The sequence below is a fragment of the Acidicapsa borealis genome, from assembly GCF_059115245.1.
This window is the reverse complement of sequence record NZ_JCACNY010000001.1, coordinates 4,875,334-4,891,307: the sequence shown is the minus strand read 5'-3', so window position 1 is coordinate 4,891,307 and position 15,974 is coordinate 4,875,334. Positions and strand designations below refer to the sequence as shown.

The window sequence follows — 15,974 nt, the reverse complement described above, 5'->3', positions numbered from 1 at the left end:
GCGCGAGCACGGTTTACAGTAGGAAAACAATGCTCACCCGCCGCCGTTTCTTCGCCACCTCAGCTATCGCCGCCGCCGTCCCCGCCATATCTGCCCTGCGCTCGAACGCCCAATCCGCCCCCGCAGCGTTGCCGCCCCCACTCGCCGCGCTCAAGAACCGTCGCAGCGAAGCCCAGCCCATCACCGCCGCCGAGCGGCAACAGCGCTTCGACCGCGCCCAGCAGCTCATGCAGGAGCAGAAAATCGCCGCCATCGTCCTCATCGGCGGCACCTCGCTTGTCTACTACACCGGCATCCGCTGGTGGAACAGCGAACGCCTCTTCGTCTGCGTCATCCCCAGCAAAGGCGCGCCATTTTACGTCTCTCCCAGCTTTGAAGAAGAACGCGCCCGCGAGCAGATGCAGCACGCCCCCGGCGGCAAAGATTCCAAAGTCTACACCTGGCAGGAAGACGAAAGCCCCTACCCGCTCGTCGCCAAAGGCCTCAAAGACCTCGGCATCACCGGCGGCAAACTCGGCATGGAAGAGCGCGTCACCTTCGTCTTCTCCGACGAAATCCGCAAAGCCTGCCCCGGCTTTGAAACCGTCAGCGCCACCCCCATCACCGCCGGCTGCCGCGCCGTAAAATCTGCCGCCGAGCTCAAGCTCATGCAACTGGCCAACGACATCACGCTCTCCGTCTATGAGGCCGCCTGGAAGTCCGTAATCGCCGCTGGCCCCGGCATCACCAATCGCCAGGTCAGCGAATGGATAGGCGCAGGCTACGAGCGCTCCGGCTTCCCCGGCGACGCAAGCTGCCAGGTGGACGCCTACTCCGCCCTGCCCCACGGCTCCATTCAGCCGCAGACGATCAAAGAAGGTAGCCTGATCCTCATCGACGACGGCTGCACCGTCGAAGGCTACGAGTCCGACATCAGCCGCAGCTTCACGCTCGGCAAACCAACCGACAAAATGAAGCAGGTCTTCGAAATAGTCCACCGCGCCCAGGCCGCTGCCCTCGCCGCTGCTAAACCCGGCGTGGCCTGCGGCTCAGTCGACGCCGCCGCCCGCAAGGTCATCGACGCGGCGGGCTTCGGCCCCGACTACGCCCACTTTACCCACCGCGTCGGCCACGGCATCGGCATGGACGGCCACGAATGGCCCTACCTCGTCCGCGGCAATCAGACCATCCTCCAGCCCGGCATGACCTTCTCCGACGAGCCCGGCGTCTACCTTCGCGGCGAGTTCGGCATCCGCCTCGAAGACGACATGTACATCACCACGGACGGAGCCAAACTCTTCACCCCGCAGAGCCACTCCCTGGAAGACCCCTTCGCCAAGAGCTAGTGCTGCGATCAGGCTTACCTTTCCTGAGCCGGCCCTGTCTTACAGCTGCGGACCCCGATGGAAATTGCCAAGGACCGACAAGACCGATCCATTCAGTGCGCCCGCGCTCCACAACCGCCCGAGCAATGCACTAAACTTCAGGATGATGTGCATGCGTATCCGTTCCCGTTTCGCTCCCTTGCTCGTTTTGCCCCTGGGCCTGGCGTTGGCTGCCACACCTACGATTTCGAACGCGCAGTCCGATAAACAGTCTTCTTCCTCAAGCACAGGCAAACAGGCCCCCCAGAGCTCCTCGTCCAACAGCGCGCCTGCCTTCGCTCAGGAAAAGGCTCCCTCGCTCGTCGATCCCGCCGGCCCTGCCATTTCGCTCGTCAATTCTGAAACTCTGTTTACCATGACCGCCGCGCTCAACGCCTGCGGCTACGACGAAGGCCTCGACCAGAGCGACCCTATCCGCCAGCGTGTCCGCGACGAGATGAACAAGGCCTTCGCCGCCAGCGAAGAAGCTCGGGCCGCCCGCGATCACATTTGCCAGTACATCGCCCAGCACAAAATGACCGGCACAGTAAAGGACGTCTCGCAGTACATCTCGCTTGCCCTGTACCTTACTCCGCCGCCAGCGCTTGAGACCTCCGTCGAACTCCCGGAAATGCCGCCCGACTCCACCCAGGTCGTCGAAGTCCTCCCCTTTCTCCGCGATTTCGCTGCCACCACCGATCTGCACGGTATCTGGGTCATCAACCGCCGCGCCTATGACGACATCGTCAATCACCTGCATGACAGCCTGACCGACATGATCGTCAAAACCAACTTCTACCTGAAAATGCCGGCCTCCACCTACGACGGTCGCCGCTTCCTGGTCGTAGTTGAGCCGCAACTCTCCCCGCGCACCATCAACGCCAGAATCTACGGCGCGGATTATGTCGTCATCGTCTCCCCGGTCAACGGCGAAATCCGCATGAACGACGTCCGCCACACCTACCTGCACTACCTGATCGAGCCGCTCCTCTACCAGCGAGCCACCGCCATGGACCGCTTCCTGCCCATCCTCAAGGAAGTCCGCGAGGCGCCGCTCGAAATTCGCTACCGCACCGAAATCGTCGATCTCACCATCGAGTGCCTCATCAAGGCCGTCGAAGCCCGCACCATGGACACCGGCATCCCCAATTACGTTGCACCCAAGGACGAAAGGCGCTCCGACTTTGCCACCATTCAGAGCGAACGCAACGCCGTCCAGGCCAGGCAGGAGCAGGTCCGCGTAGCCCGCGTCCGCCACGAAATGTCCCAGGGCTACGTCCTCACAGCGTACTTCTATGAGCAGATGACCCACTTCGAGAAGGACCCCGCCAGCCTCAAGGACACCATCGGCGAGCTCGTCTATGGCATGGACATCGATCACGAAATCCACCGCGCCCGCGCCGTCACCTTTGACGCACAGGCCGATCAGGACGTCCTCCGCCGCTCCGCCCCACGCAAGCTCACCGGCCTCGACCTGGCCGAATCCCTCCTCTCCGCCGGAGATTATGTCACCGCCGGAGCGCTCGCTCGCCAGAGCCTGGTCATGGAATCCAAATCCTCCCCGGAGGATCGAGCCGCCGAAGTAGGCCGCGCCAACTTCATCCTCGCCCGCACCGAAATCCTCACCGGCCACCCTCAGGAGGCAATGGATGGCTTCCAGAAGGCTGTAGCCACCGCCAAGGAAACCCGCATTCTGGCCTGGTCACACATCTATCTTGGCCGCATGTACGACATGCTCTGCAAGCGCGAAGATGCGCTCGATGAGTACAAGTCAGCTCTCGCCGTCCGCGACGGCCAGCTTGATACCCGCATCGCTGCCGAGCGGGGCGTGAAGACCGCGTACTCGGTCAAAGGCCACGTCTGCGAAGCCGATTCCGACGATCCGGATGGAGCCCCCGGCGACGGTTCGGATGCCACTCCGCCGCGACCCGGGCAGGCGAAACCCACAAAACCCGTCCCAAAACCGGACTTCAGCACCAGCCCACTCCCGGCTACCGTACCGCCTCCAGCACCAACGTCGGCACCGCAGTAACGCCACCCAAACCACTTCGGCTCTCTTACTGCGTCCGTTTTGCGTCTACCATAAGAAGTAGCATGCGCGAGAACCCCATCACGCCGTACGACGACCTTGCTGGCCTGGAAGCCTCGCTCGGTCACGTGTTCGCGCGTCCGGAGCTGCTGATTCAGGCGCTCACGCATCGTTCTCTCGGCTACGAAATGGCGATGGAGACCCACGGCAAGGCCGAGGAACCTGGCCACGCAGCCGACCGAATCGATCGTACCGACAATGAACGCCTCGAATTCCTCGGCGATGCCGTCCTCGGACTGGTCGTAGCCGAAGCCCTCTTTCAGAGCAATCCGGACTGTCAGGAAGGCGAACTGACCCGCATGCGGGCTCAACTCGTCAGTCGCCGCCACATGGCCGACGTCGCCGTAGCGATCGGTCTGGGCGAACATCTGCGCCTCGGCAAAGGCGAAGAACGCTCCGGTGGCCGCAAAAAAGCTGCGATCCTCGCCAACGCCATGGAGGCGGTAATCGCGGCACTCTATCTGGACGCCGGTTCCGCATCGGAAGAGAAATCAACAGCCGATTTTTCCAGCCTTCAGGGAGCCCTGGACCCCGTCCGCCACTTCGCCCGCCGCCACATTCTCGGCACCGCCGCCGACGATCTTGCCCGCGAACTCCGCTCCGGCGCCGCCCTCGGTGATCACAAATCCGCTCTTCAGGAACATCTTCAGGCGACGCACGCAGGAGTTCCGGTGTATCGTGTCGAAAGCGAGAGCGGACCCGATCACCGTAAACGTTTTGAAGTAGTTCTGCGTCTGAAGACCTCAGACGGTGATCTGACCGAAGTGCTCGCAAGTGGAATCGGCAGCACCAAGAAGAAGGCGGAGCAGGAAGCGGCTCGCAGGGCCTTGGCGCTTTTTGCCAGGACTGCCGCCGAGACCGAGGAGCCAGCAAGAGTATGAGCACCACCCCCGAGCTCGCGGTCTCTACTCCAGAATTGCCGCCCGAAGTGTACCCGGCGCCGTCCCCGGAGATCCCCCCGGTGGAGCAGTGTACCCAGCTCCAGACGCCCACAGCCCCAGTTCAAGAACATCATCACGTCATTCACGGCGTTCCGGAAGCCACCTCCTCCCTCATGCGCACGATCATCGTGGCGCTCTTCGTACTCACCTTCATCGCCCAGCCCATGGTCATCCCCTCCCCCAGCATGGAGCGAACCCTCCTCGTCGGCGACTTCCTGCTCATGAACCGCTCCGTCCTGGCCCCCGCCGGCAACTGGCAGCGGATCATGCCCTACAGCCACGTCGATCGGGGCGAAATCGTCACCTTCCACTCCCCGCTCAACCCCAGGGAGTACCTCATCAAGCGAGTCATCGGCCTCCCCGGTGACCACCTCCGCATCGACCACGGCCAGGTCTTCATCAATGGCCAGACGCTCGCCGAGCCCTACGCCACCTTCGAGCCCATTGCCGACAATCCTTACCTCGATCATTTCCCCACCCAGATCTACTCTGACCCCAAGGTCCGCCCCAACTGGTGGAAACTCCTGCAACAATCCACACAAAACGGGGAACTTGTCATCCCCGCCAACTCGTACTTCATGATGGGCGACAACCGCAACAACAGCCTCGATTCCCGCTACTGGGGTTTCGTGGATCGCAGTCAGATTGTTGCCCAGCCGCTGGTGATCTACTTCTCCCTCAACCGGCCCACGCCCTACGAAGTGCAGCAGGCGTCGGATGATAGACTGGGGCACGATAGTGAAGTGACGGCCAGGCTGAAAGGTCTGGCCCGCTGGAAGCGTATCTTCCACGTAGTTCACTAGCAATCGATCAAGACCGCACGGCGCATGCCGGGAACAGGGCACCTGAATCAATGGCCAAGGCAGCGAACCTGGTAGTGGACAATCCGCCTGCAAGCAACGTGGAGGAAACCCCCGCCGACGTAAAGGCAGCCGGAGAACGTCCCGAGGAAACACCCCTCGAAGCCCTCGCCAGCATCTGCTCCGTTCTCGTCATCGGCCTGTTCATCCTCACCTTCCTCGCCCAGAACTTCGTCATCCCCTCCGGCTCCATGGAGAAGACCCTCCTAGTCGGCGATCATCTCTTCGTCGACCGCATCACCATCGCCCCCGGAACCAAGTGGATGCCGCTGGTCCACTACCGCGAGCCCAAAGACGGCGATATCGTAGTCTTCCTGGGCCCCGGCCAGCCGGACACCTTTCTCGTTAAGCGCCTCATCGCCAGCCCCGGGGACCGTGTCCACCTCCGCAACGGCGTTGTAATTCTTAACGGAGTTGCCCAGAACGAGCCCTACGCAGCTCCCTGGCCCGAAGATAGCTTTCAACCCTACATCGACAATTTCCCGGCGGTCTCACCAGCCGAAGCCGGCGGCGTCACCAGCGAGTGGGCTCTCGATCTGCCCAACCACATCCAGGGCAATGACCTCGTTGTGCCCGACGGCATGTACCTGATGCTCGGCGACCACCGCCACGACAGCAACGACGGCCGCTTCTGGGGTTTCGTTCCACGCGCCAACATCGTTGGCCGTCCGCTCTTCAATTATTGGTCGTTCAAGACCCCCGACACCCAGTACGAGCGGACCGACATGTCCGACCGCATCAAGTGGATGGGACACGTGGCGCTGCACTTCTTCTCCGATACCCGCTGGAAGCGCACCCTCAACCCGGTAAAGTAAGGGTATGGCGGACGAACTAGGCACAACTGACGCGCAGGCCGTAAGAGACGCAGAGACCAGCATTCCTGATGCCAGCGTCACCCCGCCATCCCGTTGGAAGCGCCGCTTTACCCTCATCGTTGCTGCCCTCACGCTCATTGCCGCGGGAGTCGTACTTCCGCCGCTGATCAATATCGGCCGCTACCAGCGCCAGATCACGGCGCTCGTCAGCCGCTCGGTCGGCCGCCCGGTTCACCTCTCCAGCGTCGACCTCCGCCTGCTTCCCAGCCCAGGCTTCGTTCTCCACGACCTCTCTATCAGCGAAGACCCTGCCTTCGGAGCCGAGCCAATCCTGTCCGCCCGCACAGTAGTAGCATCGGTGCGAATCTTCTCCCTCTGGCGAGGCAAGATGGAAATCAGCCGCATCAGCGTTGATGAGGCCAGTCTCAATTTGGTTCGCGCCGCCGATGGCCGCTGGAATCTCGAATCCCTCATGATGGGCGCCGATCCCACGCGAGCCCCCTCCGCGCCGGGCACTTCAACGCTGGCCCCTTCCAGCTCCCGTAATTTCCCCTACCTCGAAGCCACCGACTCCCGCGTCAACCTCAAGAATGGTCAGGAAAAGAGCCCCTATTCGCTCGTCAACACGGATCTCTCGCTCTGGCAGGACGACCCCGGCCAGTGGCGCGTCCGTCTTCTTGGCCAGCCCGTCCGCACAGACATAGAAATGAGCCAGGCCGACGCCGGCGAAGTCCGAGTCGAAGCCAGCCTGGGCTCAGCTCCACAGCTCCGAGACATGCCCCTCAAACTGCAGATGGACTGGCGCGAAGCCCAGCTCGGCCAGCTCTCCCGCCTCTCGTCCGGCTCGGATGCAGGCTGGCGCGGCGACGTCACCGCCGACATCGATGTTCACGGCACGCTCGACGCCGCCCAGACCAAGGCCCGCCTCCGCGCCACTGGCGTCCATCGCGAAGAGTTCGCCCCGGACACCCCGCTCGACCTCGACGCCAACTGCAGCTTCCGCTATCAGCACACGCAATCCGCGTTCCACGATGTCAGCTGCGACACCGCCATTGGCGACGGACGCCTCCATCTGAAAGCCGAAATCCCCGGCCAGACTGCCGGAACCACAACGCAGCCGCCGCAAGCCACTCTGGATGTCCGGCGGGTCCCCTTACAAGCGGTTCTAGACCTTCTGCGCACCGTTCGAGGCGGCTTCGCCCCCGGCATTTCCGCGAAAGGAACAGTGCAGGGAACATTGACCTACCTGGAGCCCGTCGCCAACCCCGCCGGCGTTCCATCTCCGAAGCCCCAGCGCACCAGCGCCGCCTCAAGATCCAAGGCATTCCCAACATCTCAGGTCCCCCCAACAGCCCTGACCGGCTCACTTACGCTTGACGGCGGAGTCTTGAAGGGCGGCGCACTGAAAGAGCCTCTCACCCTACCCGCTTCCATCCTCTGGACCCCTACCGCCCTCCAAAATCCGCCTGCAACCGGCCTCGCCGCCGTCCGCCTGGGAACTCAGTTCACCCTCGCCCTGCCGCCACAGCCTGCAGCGTCAACCGCATCCGCGACGCCATCTCAATCTCTATCCATCCGCTTCGGAGCCACCATGCAGGGCTACGAAACCACAGCCAGCGGATCCGTCGGCCCAGCCCGCCTGCGCGATCTCGCCTACGCCTTCGGATTCCCCCACCTCGATGCCGCCGATACTCTCGCTGGCCCCGCAGCTGACCTCGACCTGCAAGCTCGTGGACCATGGCTCTCATCCACCCTCCCTGCCGGCGTCGAGCCGGCTTCGCCGGGAACAGGCGACAGCCTCACGGCAAACCTCAAGCTTCACCATGCCCAGTGGAAAGCCCCGTATCTCGCCTTTCCCGTCGAACTCACACAGGGCACGGCAACCCTAACCGCCGATGCCGTCAATCTGACTTCGGATTTCACCTACGGAGACCCCAAGTCACCCTCGAACCATACCCTCAAAGGTGCCATCAATCTTGCCGCACAGTTGAACTGCACCGGAACAGACTGCCAGCCGCGCGTTACCCTGCATTTCGGCGCCCTGGACGTTGCCACGGTCCAGGCGGCTCTGATCGGTACGCCTGCGCAGAAGTCGCTCCTCGCGCCGCTCCTGAATCGCATCCGCAGCGAAGATCGCCCCAAGTGGCCGCCTCTCACCTTGAATGTCGACGCCGATAGCCTCGTGCTCGGTCCCACTACGCTGCACAAGCCAACCCTGCAAATGCAGCTCAAGCAGACAGAAGCCGCCATCGACTCCTGGTCCGCCGGCTTACTGGAAGGCACAGCCACCGGCTCCGGTCACCTGGACTGGGCCTCAGGATCGCCAAAATACACCTTCACCGGCTCATTCACCGGGATCAGTCCGTCTGAGCTCGGCTCTATTCTTGGTGCCGAATGGTCTGGCAGCCCCGTCACCGGCTCCGGCGACATCGCCCTCTCAGGCTTCACCACCCAGGATCTTGCGACCTCCGCAGCCGGTCACCTCAAGTTCAACTGGCCCAAAGGCACCATTGCCACTGTTGCACCATCCGGCAGCATGGTCCCGGTTCGTTTCGACCAGTGGAGCGGCACCTTCGATTTCCACGCAGGCAAAGGCGACTTAGGCGATAACACTCTCATCAGTGGCAAGCACCCTTCCACTGCCAAAGGCTCGATCACCTTCGGCGGTCAGGCAAAGCTCACCCTCGGTAACACAACGATTGTGACCAGGCAGCCCGCAAAGGCTGGCCCGGAGAACGGCGAAGACACCTCCGCCCAACCCGACAAACCTGAAGCAAAACCCACCGAAACACCAGAGGGCAAGCCGGAACCCAAACCAGAAACCCACCCCGAGACCAAGCCGGAAGCCTAGGCCAGAACCGCGACGATCAGCACGCCCGCCGGTCAATCTTTGTGGAGTCGGCCTGATAGCCCGCCGTACAATAAGACATGACGCTTACTTCTCCGTCTTCCTCTTCTGCTACTCTTCACACTCCAGTTACCGTGCATTGCAAGGGCGTCCTCTTCGATATGGACGGCATCCTCGTCTCCTCGCTCGGTTCCGTCGAGCGTAGCTGGCGCACGTGGGCCATCTCCCGCGGCGTCGATCCTGACCTAGCCATCCGCACCGCCCATGGCTGCCGCGCCATCGAAACCATCCGTAAGCTCGCCCCGCACCTCGACGATCAGGCGGAACTCAAAGTGATTGAAGACATCGAAGTCTCAGACAACGAGGGCCTCGCCGTCCTGCCCGGCATCCCGGAACTGCTCGCAGCCCTGCCCATCGACCGCTGGACAGTCGTCACCTCAGCCACTGAGCGCCTCGCGCGCATCCGTATGGCTGCCGGCGGTCTCACCGTTCCCGAGCGCTTGATCACCGCTGACATGGTCGAGAACGGCAAACCCCACCCTGAACCCTACCTTCGCGGCGCAGAAATCCTCGGCTTCCCCGCCACCGATTGCGTAGTCTTCGAAGACTCCGGCTCCGGCAGCAAAGCAGGCCGCGCCGCCGGCTGCACCGTAATCGCCACCCTCTTCTCCCACACCCCGGAACAGCTCGAAGCCGCCAACTACCTTGTTCAGGACTTGACCGGTATCCGCGTGGAAGTTCTACCCGGCGACGAGGGCATCAACCTCCACTTCACCCCGCTGGCGTTTTAAGACGCTCAGCGGCTTCGCAGAATCGCATCCACCCGCTGAAGATCCTCCTCGACATCCACTCCGATCGAGTCGCCCTCAGCCTGCCCCACATAAATCGAAATCCCATTCTCCAGCATCCGTAGCTGCTCCAGCCGCTCAATCTGCTCCAGCGTCGAAGGCTTCAGCGCCGCAAACTGCTCCAGCGCCCCTTTCAGGTACGCATAAAGCCCCAGATGCTTGCGGTACCCGGCGAACCCAACCCGGTCCCTATCGAACGGAATCGTCGACCGCGAAAAATAAAGCGCCCGCCCATCCTGCGCCGCCACCAGCTTCACCGCATTCGGATTCGCCACATCCTCATCCGGGCAAGGAACCGAGATTGTCGTTACCTGCACCTCAGGCCGCGCAAACAGCTCCAGCATCGGCCGGAAGTGCCCCGGCGTCAGCAGCGGCTCATCGCCCTGGATGTTCACATAGATCTCAGCCTCCACCTGCCGCGAAACCTCATACACCCGGTCGCTCCCGCTTTGGCACTCCGGCGAAGTCATCGCCACGGGAATCCCCCGCGCAGCACAAACCTCCGCCACCTCGTCGGAATCGGTCGCCACGACAACCTCATCCATCTGCCCGCTGCCCACCGCCGCCCGCCACACCCACTCCACCATCGGCCGCCCGGCAATCTCCCGCAACACCTTGCGCGGCAGCCGCGTCGAGCCGAGCCGCGCCGGAATCACACCCAGAACCTTCAAAGCACTCATAGACCACAAGTCTAACCGCCACCATCTGCCGCAATCCACCTGAAGAAAAATTATGAACGCGTTCAAAATTATCTGGACAACGCGAAAAATCGGCGTATTCTCGTAATTGAACAGGTTCAAAAAAATAGAAAGAGAGGAAAAGGCCATGTATGAAACCATCTGCAACTTCAGCTATCTCCTCGTCGGCCTCGCAGTCATAGCCCTGGCGACCTACCGGCTCTTCAAGGGCAGCCGGGAATTCTTCGCCGATTCTCACAGTGACGGAAAGCCAGCGGCATACATGGCTCGTTTCGTTGTGATCGGGTTCTGCCTCACCATGACCGGCTATCTGGCCATCACCGGCTCTTTTGGACCGTCTGGGGTCGATCCGAGCCAGCTCGTCAGAATCGAAACCACCCGGGCCGGCTTCCTGATGCTCGTCCTCGGCATAGACCTCCTGATCACGCTCTTCGTCCTCGCCACCCTCCACGGCAGGGCACGAACGGAAGCAGCTCCGCCACAGCCCACCGCCGCCTAGCAACAGTCAACTCAACCGACATTCACCGGTAGAAAACGGAGGAACAACATGTACGTCCTAGCCTGCTACGCCAGCTATTTAGCCATCAGCATCGCACTCACCATCTGGGTCGCGCGCACCCTGCACAAAAACGGCCGCGTCTTCCTCGTCGAAGCCTTTCACGGCAACGCCGAGCTGGCCGACTCCGTAAACCACCTCCTCGTCGTTGGCTTCTACCTCATCAACATCGGCTACATCGCCCTCGCCCTCAAGACCGCAGACGCCCTCACCAACTCCCGCCAGGTCATTGAACTCGAGAGCGGCAAGCTCGGCGTCGTCCTCCTGATCCTCGGCCTGATGCATTTCTTCAACTTTTTTGTCCTGGGAAGGCTCCGCTATAAGGCGCGAAGGAGCATTCATCAGCGAGAATCAATCCTGGCATGAAAGTTTTGGCATGAGTGAGCTGACGAAAACGGCGCCTAAACCCGCCATCAAGAAATCCGAAGAAACCCGCGCCCGCATCCTCGAGGCCGCCCTCGCAGTCTTCCGCGAGCGCGGCTTCGACGCCGCCACCATGCGCGAAATCGCCACCAAGGCAGAAGTCGCCGTAGGCGCCGCCTACTACTACTTCGACTCGAAAGAGGCCATCGTCATGGCCTTCTACCAGCGCGCCCAGCAGGAAATGGAGCCAGAAGTGCAAGCCAAACTCGATCAAAGCACGACCCTCGAGACCCGCCTGCGCAACGTCATCCAGTTCAAGCTCAACTACTTCCACCCCAACCGCAGCCTGCTCGGCTCACTCTCAGCGCACACCGACCCGCAACACCCGCTCTCGCCCTTCAGCGCCGAGACAGCGCCCATTCGCGAGAAGGATCTAGCCCACTTCGTCCGCGCTGTCGACGACTCCCAGGTCAAGCTCCCGCGCCGCATCAAGCCTTACCTGCCGCGCTTGCTCTGGATGTACCAGATGGGCCTCATCCTCTTCTGGGTCTACGACCGCTCCCCGGAACAGAAGCGCACCGCCATTCTCTTCGAAAAGTCCCTGCAAATGCTCATCCTGACCCTGCGCTTCGCCAACCTGCCGATCCTGCTGCCGATCCACAAACTGGCCGCAGACCTGCTCGAAGGCGTCTGGGGACCAGAAGTCATCGCAGCCCTCAAAGATCAGGACAAGTAACCATGCGCATCGTCCTTCCAGGAGGCAGCGGCCAGGTAGGCACCCTGCTGGCTCGTCACTTCCACGCCCAGGGCCACCAGGTCACCGTCCTGAGCAGAACGGCCAAAGCCCCAACCCCGCAAGCCACCTGGCAAACCATCGCGTGGGATGCCCTAACAGAAGGTCCGTGGACGGCCAGCCTTGAAGGCGCCGACCTCTGCATCAACCTCACCGGTCGCAGCGTGAACTGCCGCTACCACGCCACCAACCGCAAAATCATCTACGACTCCCGCATCCTGTCGACGCAGCTCCTCAACCGCGTCATCGCGAAACTTGCCGATCCACCAAAGCTCTGGATGAATGCCAGCACCGCCACCATCTATCGCCATTCCTACGACCGCGCGAACGACGAAGCCACAGGTGAACTCGGCGGAAATGAACCCGGAGCCCCTGACACCTGGAATTTCTCCATCAAAGTAGCCAAGGACTGGGAGCAAGCCTTCTTCGAAACGCAGACCCCGCGCACCCGCAAGATCGCCCTGCGCAGCGCCGTCACCTTCAGCGCCGACCGCGGCGGCATCTTCGAAGTTCTCTCGAATCTGGTCCGCATCGGTCTCGGCGGGTCCAACGGCAACGGCCGTCAGATGGTCTCCTGGGTCCACGGCACAGACTTCCTCCGCGCCATTGACTTCCTCATCGCCAACGAAAGTTTCTCGGGAGTGGTAAACATTGCAGCGCCCAATCCGCTGCCGAACCGCAATTTTATGCGTTCCCTGCGCAGCGCCTGGGGAATCCCAATCGGTCTCCCAGCCACGGCCTGGATGATCGAGATTGGCTGCTTTCTTTTACAAACCGAATCGGAGCTCGTCCTCAAGAGCCGCAACGTAATCCCCGGCAGTCTCCTCGACTCTGGCTTCCAGTTCCAATTTCCCGAATGGCCAGCCGCAGCCACCGATCTCGTCCGGCAATGGCGTCATTCGCAGCCGCGAAAACAATCCTAAGCAGTCACCGGTCCGCCAACCAGGTTCTCTACCTGCAACAGATTAGCCACGCGCGGCCACCAAAGCTCCACGCGCGTCTCCCGACCCGGCGTCGAAGCAATCAGCACCCGCCCATGGTGCTTGTCCACGATATGCTTCACCGTCCACAGCCCCATCCCATTGCCTTGCGATCCCTTGGTCGTCATGCCAAATTCAAAAATGTGAGGCAAAGTCGCCGCGTCGATCCCCACCCCCTCGTCGCTGACCAGAACACCCACTCCATCTAAGCTGCCCGTCAGGCTCACCTTCACGTGACCACCCTGTTGAACAATCGCCTCGCATGCGTTGCGAATTACGTTCAACAGCACCTGCCGCGTCTCCCCGGCGAAAGCCTGGACCGTGCAATCCCCACGCGTCTCGATCTCGAAAGCTATCGCCTTTTGACGAATCAACTGGGCCAGTAGAAAACGCACCGATTCCACTTCTGCAGCTAGATCGATGAGTTCAGGAAACTTCGCGTGGCGAAAGAAAGACAACGTCGCATCCGAGATCGCCAGGACACGCTTGGCTTCCTCTTCCGCCATCGCCGCCATCTGCGCTACACCCTCCGGCACACCCGGCGTATTCCCAATCAAAAACTGCAGATTCTGGATGGCCTGCAGCGGGTTACGAATCTCATGGCTCACCGTGGCTGATAACCGGCTCCAGTCCTCCAGCTTCTGCGCATTCAGTAAGCTCGCCTCCAGCCGTGCCCGCTCCTGCTCAGCGCTGGCCAGCCGGTCCGCATAGTCATTGATACTGAAAGAGATCGTTCCCACCCGCCGGATCAACATGAAAGCGACATAGGCCGAAAGTAGCGCGGTCAGAATATTGGTTCCGGCGGCGATCCAGAACGCGCTCACCCACGTCGTCACCACATCCATCCAATGCGTCAGCCCACAGGCCACGATGAACAAGGCAAAGCCCACCACGAAGTAGGCCCAGTCGCGAGCAATCACCCGCCGCGTCCTTCGCGCGAGGTAAATCAGCGTCCCACAGATCGTCGAATAGCTCAGAAAGATGATCATGTTGCTGACCACCATCGTCCAGATCAACTGCGGCGACGAGGCCCAGCAAACAGCATGCGGTACAAGAGAGTCAGAAGTGAATAGGTCCAACGGACGCCCCCACATTTGTATAGATGCCTGCCGCTCCTTCTTGGACTGCGGAGCGTAAAAGTTGAATTCACGGGACAACGCAGGAACGTTCCAGAACCACCGCTGTGCCCCCCGCACGCGGTATCCTGTCTCAGGCACGGTAAACGACTTCCGTTGTCCATCCCCATCGACACTATATCCTCTTTTATGTCAGCAAATCCTCTCACTCTGGAACACAATTCGGCCCATCCCCGGTCACCGGGTCCGCTGCGCAATTCTCTCGTCCTCTGGACTCCCTGCGTAGCGATGTTGCTGCTCTCCTTCATCAGTCTGGTAGACCGCAGCATCCTCGGGATCCTCAGCCCGGTCATGCTCCAGGAACTGCATCTCAGCGCCAGCCAATACGGCACCGCGCTCTTCGTTTTCAGCATCTGCTACATGTTCGCCAACCCCGTCTGGGGCCTGCTCATGGACCGCCTCGGCCTCTTCACCGCCATCGCCATCGCGGTTGCTCTATGGTCCGCCGCTTCCGGAGCACACGCCTTGGTCGGAGGCTTCCTCGGCCTCTGCCTCGCACGCGGCATCCTCGGCTTCGGCGAAGGAGCCACCTTCCCCGCAGGCCTCAAGACCGTCACCGAAACCCTCCCGCCCGAACGCCGCTCCTTCGGCCTCGGACTCGCCTATAGCGGAGGCTCCCTCGGCGCGCTCCTCACCCCCATCGCCATCGTCCCGCTTGCCGCCCGCTGGGGATGGCGTTCGTCGTTCCTTCTCTCCGCAGTCATAGGCTTCCTCTGGATCGCCGGCTGGCTGCTCCTCCGCGCCACCGGCATCTATCGCCCCGCTGGAGCAACCTCCCGCCCAAAGCCATCCGCCACAGCCACAAAGTGGAATCGCGACCTTCTGGCCACCGCCGCCGTCTACGGCTTGGGAGCGGCCCCACTGGCCTTCGGCCTCAACTGGGCCTCGCAATACCTCACCCGCATCCTCCACCAGCCTCAGTCTTCCCTCGGTCACTGGCTCTGGATCCCGCCCGCGGGCTGGGAGGCCGGCTACCTCTTTTGGGGATGGATCGCCGACCGCCGCCGTCGCACAGCCCTCGCCGCAGGCCTTCCGCCGACCTCACCGATCGATCTATTCGCGACGTTCGCCTTCGGCAGCGCCGTCCTCGCAGCCATCCCGTATTTCTCGGCAAATCCCAGCGCAGTAGCCATCACAATGGCCATCTTCTTCTTCGTCATGTTCCTCTCCGGCGGTTTTGTCGTCATCGCTCTCGCCCACGGCGCCACCACCCAGCCCGCCGCCAACACCGGCTTCCTCGCTGGATTCAGCATCTCCGGCTGGTCGCTCTCAACCGGCATCCTCATGTGGATCGTAGGGCTCATGTTTGACCACGCCGCCTACACCGAAACCTTCTGGCTCGTCGCAGCTCTCCCCACCGCCGGACTCATCCTCTGGTGGCTCCTCAGCGCCCCAGCCAATTCAAGACCGGCGAACCTGCAAACAATCCCGGTCAACGACCCCATCCACGAAGCGCAGGTTTGACCTGCCAACCAACCCCCCGTATCATCAAGAGAGGCACCCCAGCCCGGCGCATCCCTGTGCCCGTGCCTAAGCAAGATCGAATCTTGCGATATTGGCGGAGTAGCTCAGATGGTTAGAGCGATGGATTCATAACCCATAGGTCGGCGGTTCGATCCCGCCCTCCGCCACCAAGTCAAGCCCAAAACGCAAGCTATAGCGGGAGGATCGTGTCTACGCGAATACCGCCCGCTTTCGCGAAAG

At 61.9% G+C, this 15,974-nt stretch carries 14 protein-coding genes and 1 tRNA gene; 13 read left to right on the top strand and 2 right to left on the bottom strand.

Annotated elements, in window-relative coordinates:
• Nucleotides 1-29 precede the first annotated feature (29 nt).
• From AC5S27_RS19930 to AC5S27_RS19900, 7 genes are all read left to right on the top strand, one after another.
• Nucleotides 30-1,325 (top strand): M24 family metallopeptidase, encoded by a 1,296-nt coding sequence (locus tag AC5S27_RS19930; RefSeq protein ID WP_493936312.1) that lies wholly within the window; start codon nt 30-32, stop codon nt 1,323-1,325.
• Between the two features lie 151 nt (nt 1,326-1,476).
• Entirely contained in the window at nt 1,477-3,375 is a 1,899-nt protein-coding gene (locus tag AC5S27_RS19925; protein ID WP_493936311.1) for a hypothetical protein, read from the top strand.
• 62 nt (nt 3,376-3,437) lie between these two features.
• Nucleotides 3,438-4,313 carry a ribonuclease III gene (rnc, locus tag AC5S27_RS19920; RefSeq protein ID WP_493936310.1) on the top strand — a complete coding sequence of 292 codons (876 nt, stop codon included), beginning with the start codon at nt 3,438-3,440 and terminating at the stop codon, nt 4,311-4,313.
• The gene (gene lepB, locus AC5S27_RS19915; protein WP_493936309.1) at nt 4,310-5,176 is read left to right on the top strand and encodes a signal peptidase I; all 867 of its coding nucleotides are present in this window, start codon (nt 4,310-4,312) and stop codon (nt 5,174-5,176) included. Before rnc ends, lepB (AC5S27_RS19915) begins: the two co-directional genes overlap by 4 nt.
• 50 nt (nt 5,177-5,226) lie before the next feature.
• Complete coding sequence (gene lepB / locus AC5S27_RS19910; protein ID WP_493936308.1) at nt 5,227-6,048, top strand: signal peptidase I; 822 nt, start codon at nt 5,227-5,229, stop codon at nt 6,046-6,048.
• Between the two features lie 4 nt (nt 6,049-6,052).
• Nucleotides 6,053-8,899: an AsmA family protein gene (locus AC5S27_RS19905; RefSeq protein ID WP_493936307.1), complete on the top strand. Its 2,847-nt coding sequence runs from the start codon at nt 6,053-6,055 to the stop codon at nt 8,897-8,899.
• Nucleotides 8,900-8,976: 77 nt separating this feature from the next.
• On the top strand, nt 8,977-9,687 hold the full coding sequence (locus AC5S27_RS19900) for an HAD family hydrolase (RefSeq protein ID WP_493936306.1): 711 nt from the start codon (nt 8,977-8,979) through the stop codon (nt 9,685-9,687).
• A gap of 5 nt (nt 9,688-9,692) precedes the next feature.
• Here the strand turns inward: AC5S27_RS19900 and kdsB are convergent, their stop codons facing one another.
• Complete coding sequence (gene kdsB, locus AC5S27_RS19895) at nt 9,693-10,424, bottom strand: 3-deoxy-manno-octulosonate cytidylyltransferase (protein ID WP_493936305.1); 732 nt, start codon at nt 10,422-10,424, stop codon at nt 9,693-9,695.
• A 145-nt stretch (nt 10,425-10,569) separates the two neighbouring features.
• Here kdsB and AC5S27_RS19890 point away from each other — a divergent pair, with 145 nt between their 5' ends.
• The 4 genes from AC5S27_RS19890 to AC5S27_RS19875 are packed head-to-tail and all read left to right on the top strand — an operon-like array spanning nt 10,570 to nt 13,077.
• A complete protein-coding gene (locus tag AC5S27_RS19890; protein ID WP_493936304.1) occupies nt 10,570-10,941 on the top strand; it encodes a hypothetical protein in 372 nt (123 codons plus the stop codon).
• Nucleotides 10,942-10,989: 48 nt separating this feature from the next.
• A complete protein-coding gene (locus AC5S27_RS19885; RefSeq protein WP_493936303.1) occupies nt 10,990-11,364 on the top strand; it encodes a hypothetical protein in 375 nt (124 codons plus the stop codon).
• 10 nt (nt 11,365-11,374) lie between these two features.
• The gene (locus AC5S27_RS19880) at nt 11,375-12,097 is read left to right on the top strand and encodes a TetR/AcrR family transcriptional regulator (protein ID WP_493936302.1); all 723 of its coding nucleotides are present in this window, start codon (nt 11,375-11,377) and stop codon (nt 12,095-12,097) included.
• A gap of 2 nt (nt 12,098-12,099) precedes the next feature.
• Nucleotides 12,100-13,077, top strand: coding sequence for a TIGR01777 family oxidoreductase (locus tag AC5S27_RS19875; RefSeq protein ID WP_493936301.1), 978 nt, complete (start codon nt 12,100-12,102; stop codon nt 13,075-13,077).
• On the opposite strand, the gene AC5S27_RS19870 is transcribed toward AC5S27_RS19875, so the two are convergent.
• A complete protein-coding gene (locus AC5S27_RS19870) occupies nt 13,074-14,351 on the bottom strand; it encodes a sensor histidine kinase (protein ID WP_493936300.1) in 1,278 nt (425 codons plus the stop codon). The two genes, AC5S27_RS19875 and AC5S27_RS19870, sit on opposite strands and share 4 nt — an antisense overlap.
• A gap of 147 nt (nt 14,352-14,498) precedes the next feature.
• On the opposite strand from AC5S27_RS19870, the gene AC5S27_RS19865 reads away from it, so the two are divergent.
• A complete protein-coding gene (locus AC5S27_RS19865) occupies nt 14,499-15,734 on the top strand; it encodes an MFS transporter (protein ID WP_493936299.1) in 1,236 nt (411 codons plus the stop codon).
• 93 nt (nt 15,735-15,827) lie between these two features.
• Nucleotides 15,828-15,904, top strand: a tRNA-Met gene (locus AC5S27_RS19860).
• The last annotated feature ends 70 nt before the right edge of the window (nt 15,905-15,974 follow it).

What these genes read in the sequence shown, in the direction of transcription:
- AC5S27_RS19930 (WP_493936312.1), top strand. Translation starts at nt 30, where the DNA reads ATGCTCACCCGCCGCCGTTTCTTCGCCACCTCAGCTATCGCCGCCGCC.
- AC5S27_RS19925 (WP_493936311.1), top strand. Translation starts at nt 1,477, where the DNA reads ATGCGTATCCGTTCCCGTTTCGCTCCCTTGCTCGTTTTGCCCCTGGGC.
- rnc (WP_493936310.1), top strand. Translation starts at nt 3,438, where the DNA reads ATGCGCGAGAACCCCATCACGCCGTACGACGACCTTGCTGGCCTGGAA.
- lepB (WP_493936309.1), top strand. Translation starts at nt 4,310, where the DNA reads ATGAGCACCACCCCCGAGCTCGCGGTCTCTACTCCAGAATTGCCGCCC.
- lepB (WP_493936308.1), top strand. Translation starts at nt 5,227, where the DNA reads ATGGCCAAGGCAGCGAACCTGGTAGTGGACAATCCGCCTGCAAGCAAC.
- AC5S27_RS19905 (WP_493936307.1), top strand. Translation starts at nt 6,053, where the DNA reads ATGGCGGACGAACTAGGCACAACTGACGCGCAGGCCGTAAGAGACGCA.
- AC5S27_RS19900 (WP_493936306.1), top strand. Translation starts at nt 8,977, where the DNA reads ATGACGCTTACTTCTCCGTCTTCCTCTTCTGCTACTCTTCACACTCCA.
- kdsB (WP_493936305.1), bottom strand. Translation starts at nt 10,424, where the DNA reads ATGAGTGCTTTGAAGGTTCTGGGTGTGATTCCGGCGCGGCTCGGCTCG.
- AC5S27_RS19890 (WP_493936304.1), top strand. Translation starts at nt 10,570, where the DNA reads ATGTATGAAACCATCTGCAACTTCAGCTATCTCCTCGTCGGCCTCGCA.
- AC5S27_RS19885 (WP_493936303.1), top strand. Translation starts at nt 10,990, where the DNA reads ATGTACGTCCTAGCCTGCTACGCCAGCTATTTAGCCATCAGCATCGCA.
- AC5S27_RS19880 (WP_493936302.1), top strand. Translation starts at nt 11,375, where the DNA reads ATGAGTGAGCTGACGAAAACGGCGCCTAAACCCGCCATCAAGAAATCC.
- AC5S27_RS19875 (WP_493936301.1), top strand. Translation starts at nt 12,100, where the DNA reads ATGCGCATCGTCCTTCCAGGAGGCAGCGGCCAGGTAGGCACCCTGCTG.
- AC5S27_RS19865 (WP_493936299.1), top strand. Translation starts at nt 14,499, where the DNA reads ATGTTGCTGCTCTCCTTCATCAGTCTGGTAGACCGCAGCATCCTCGGG.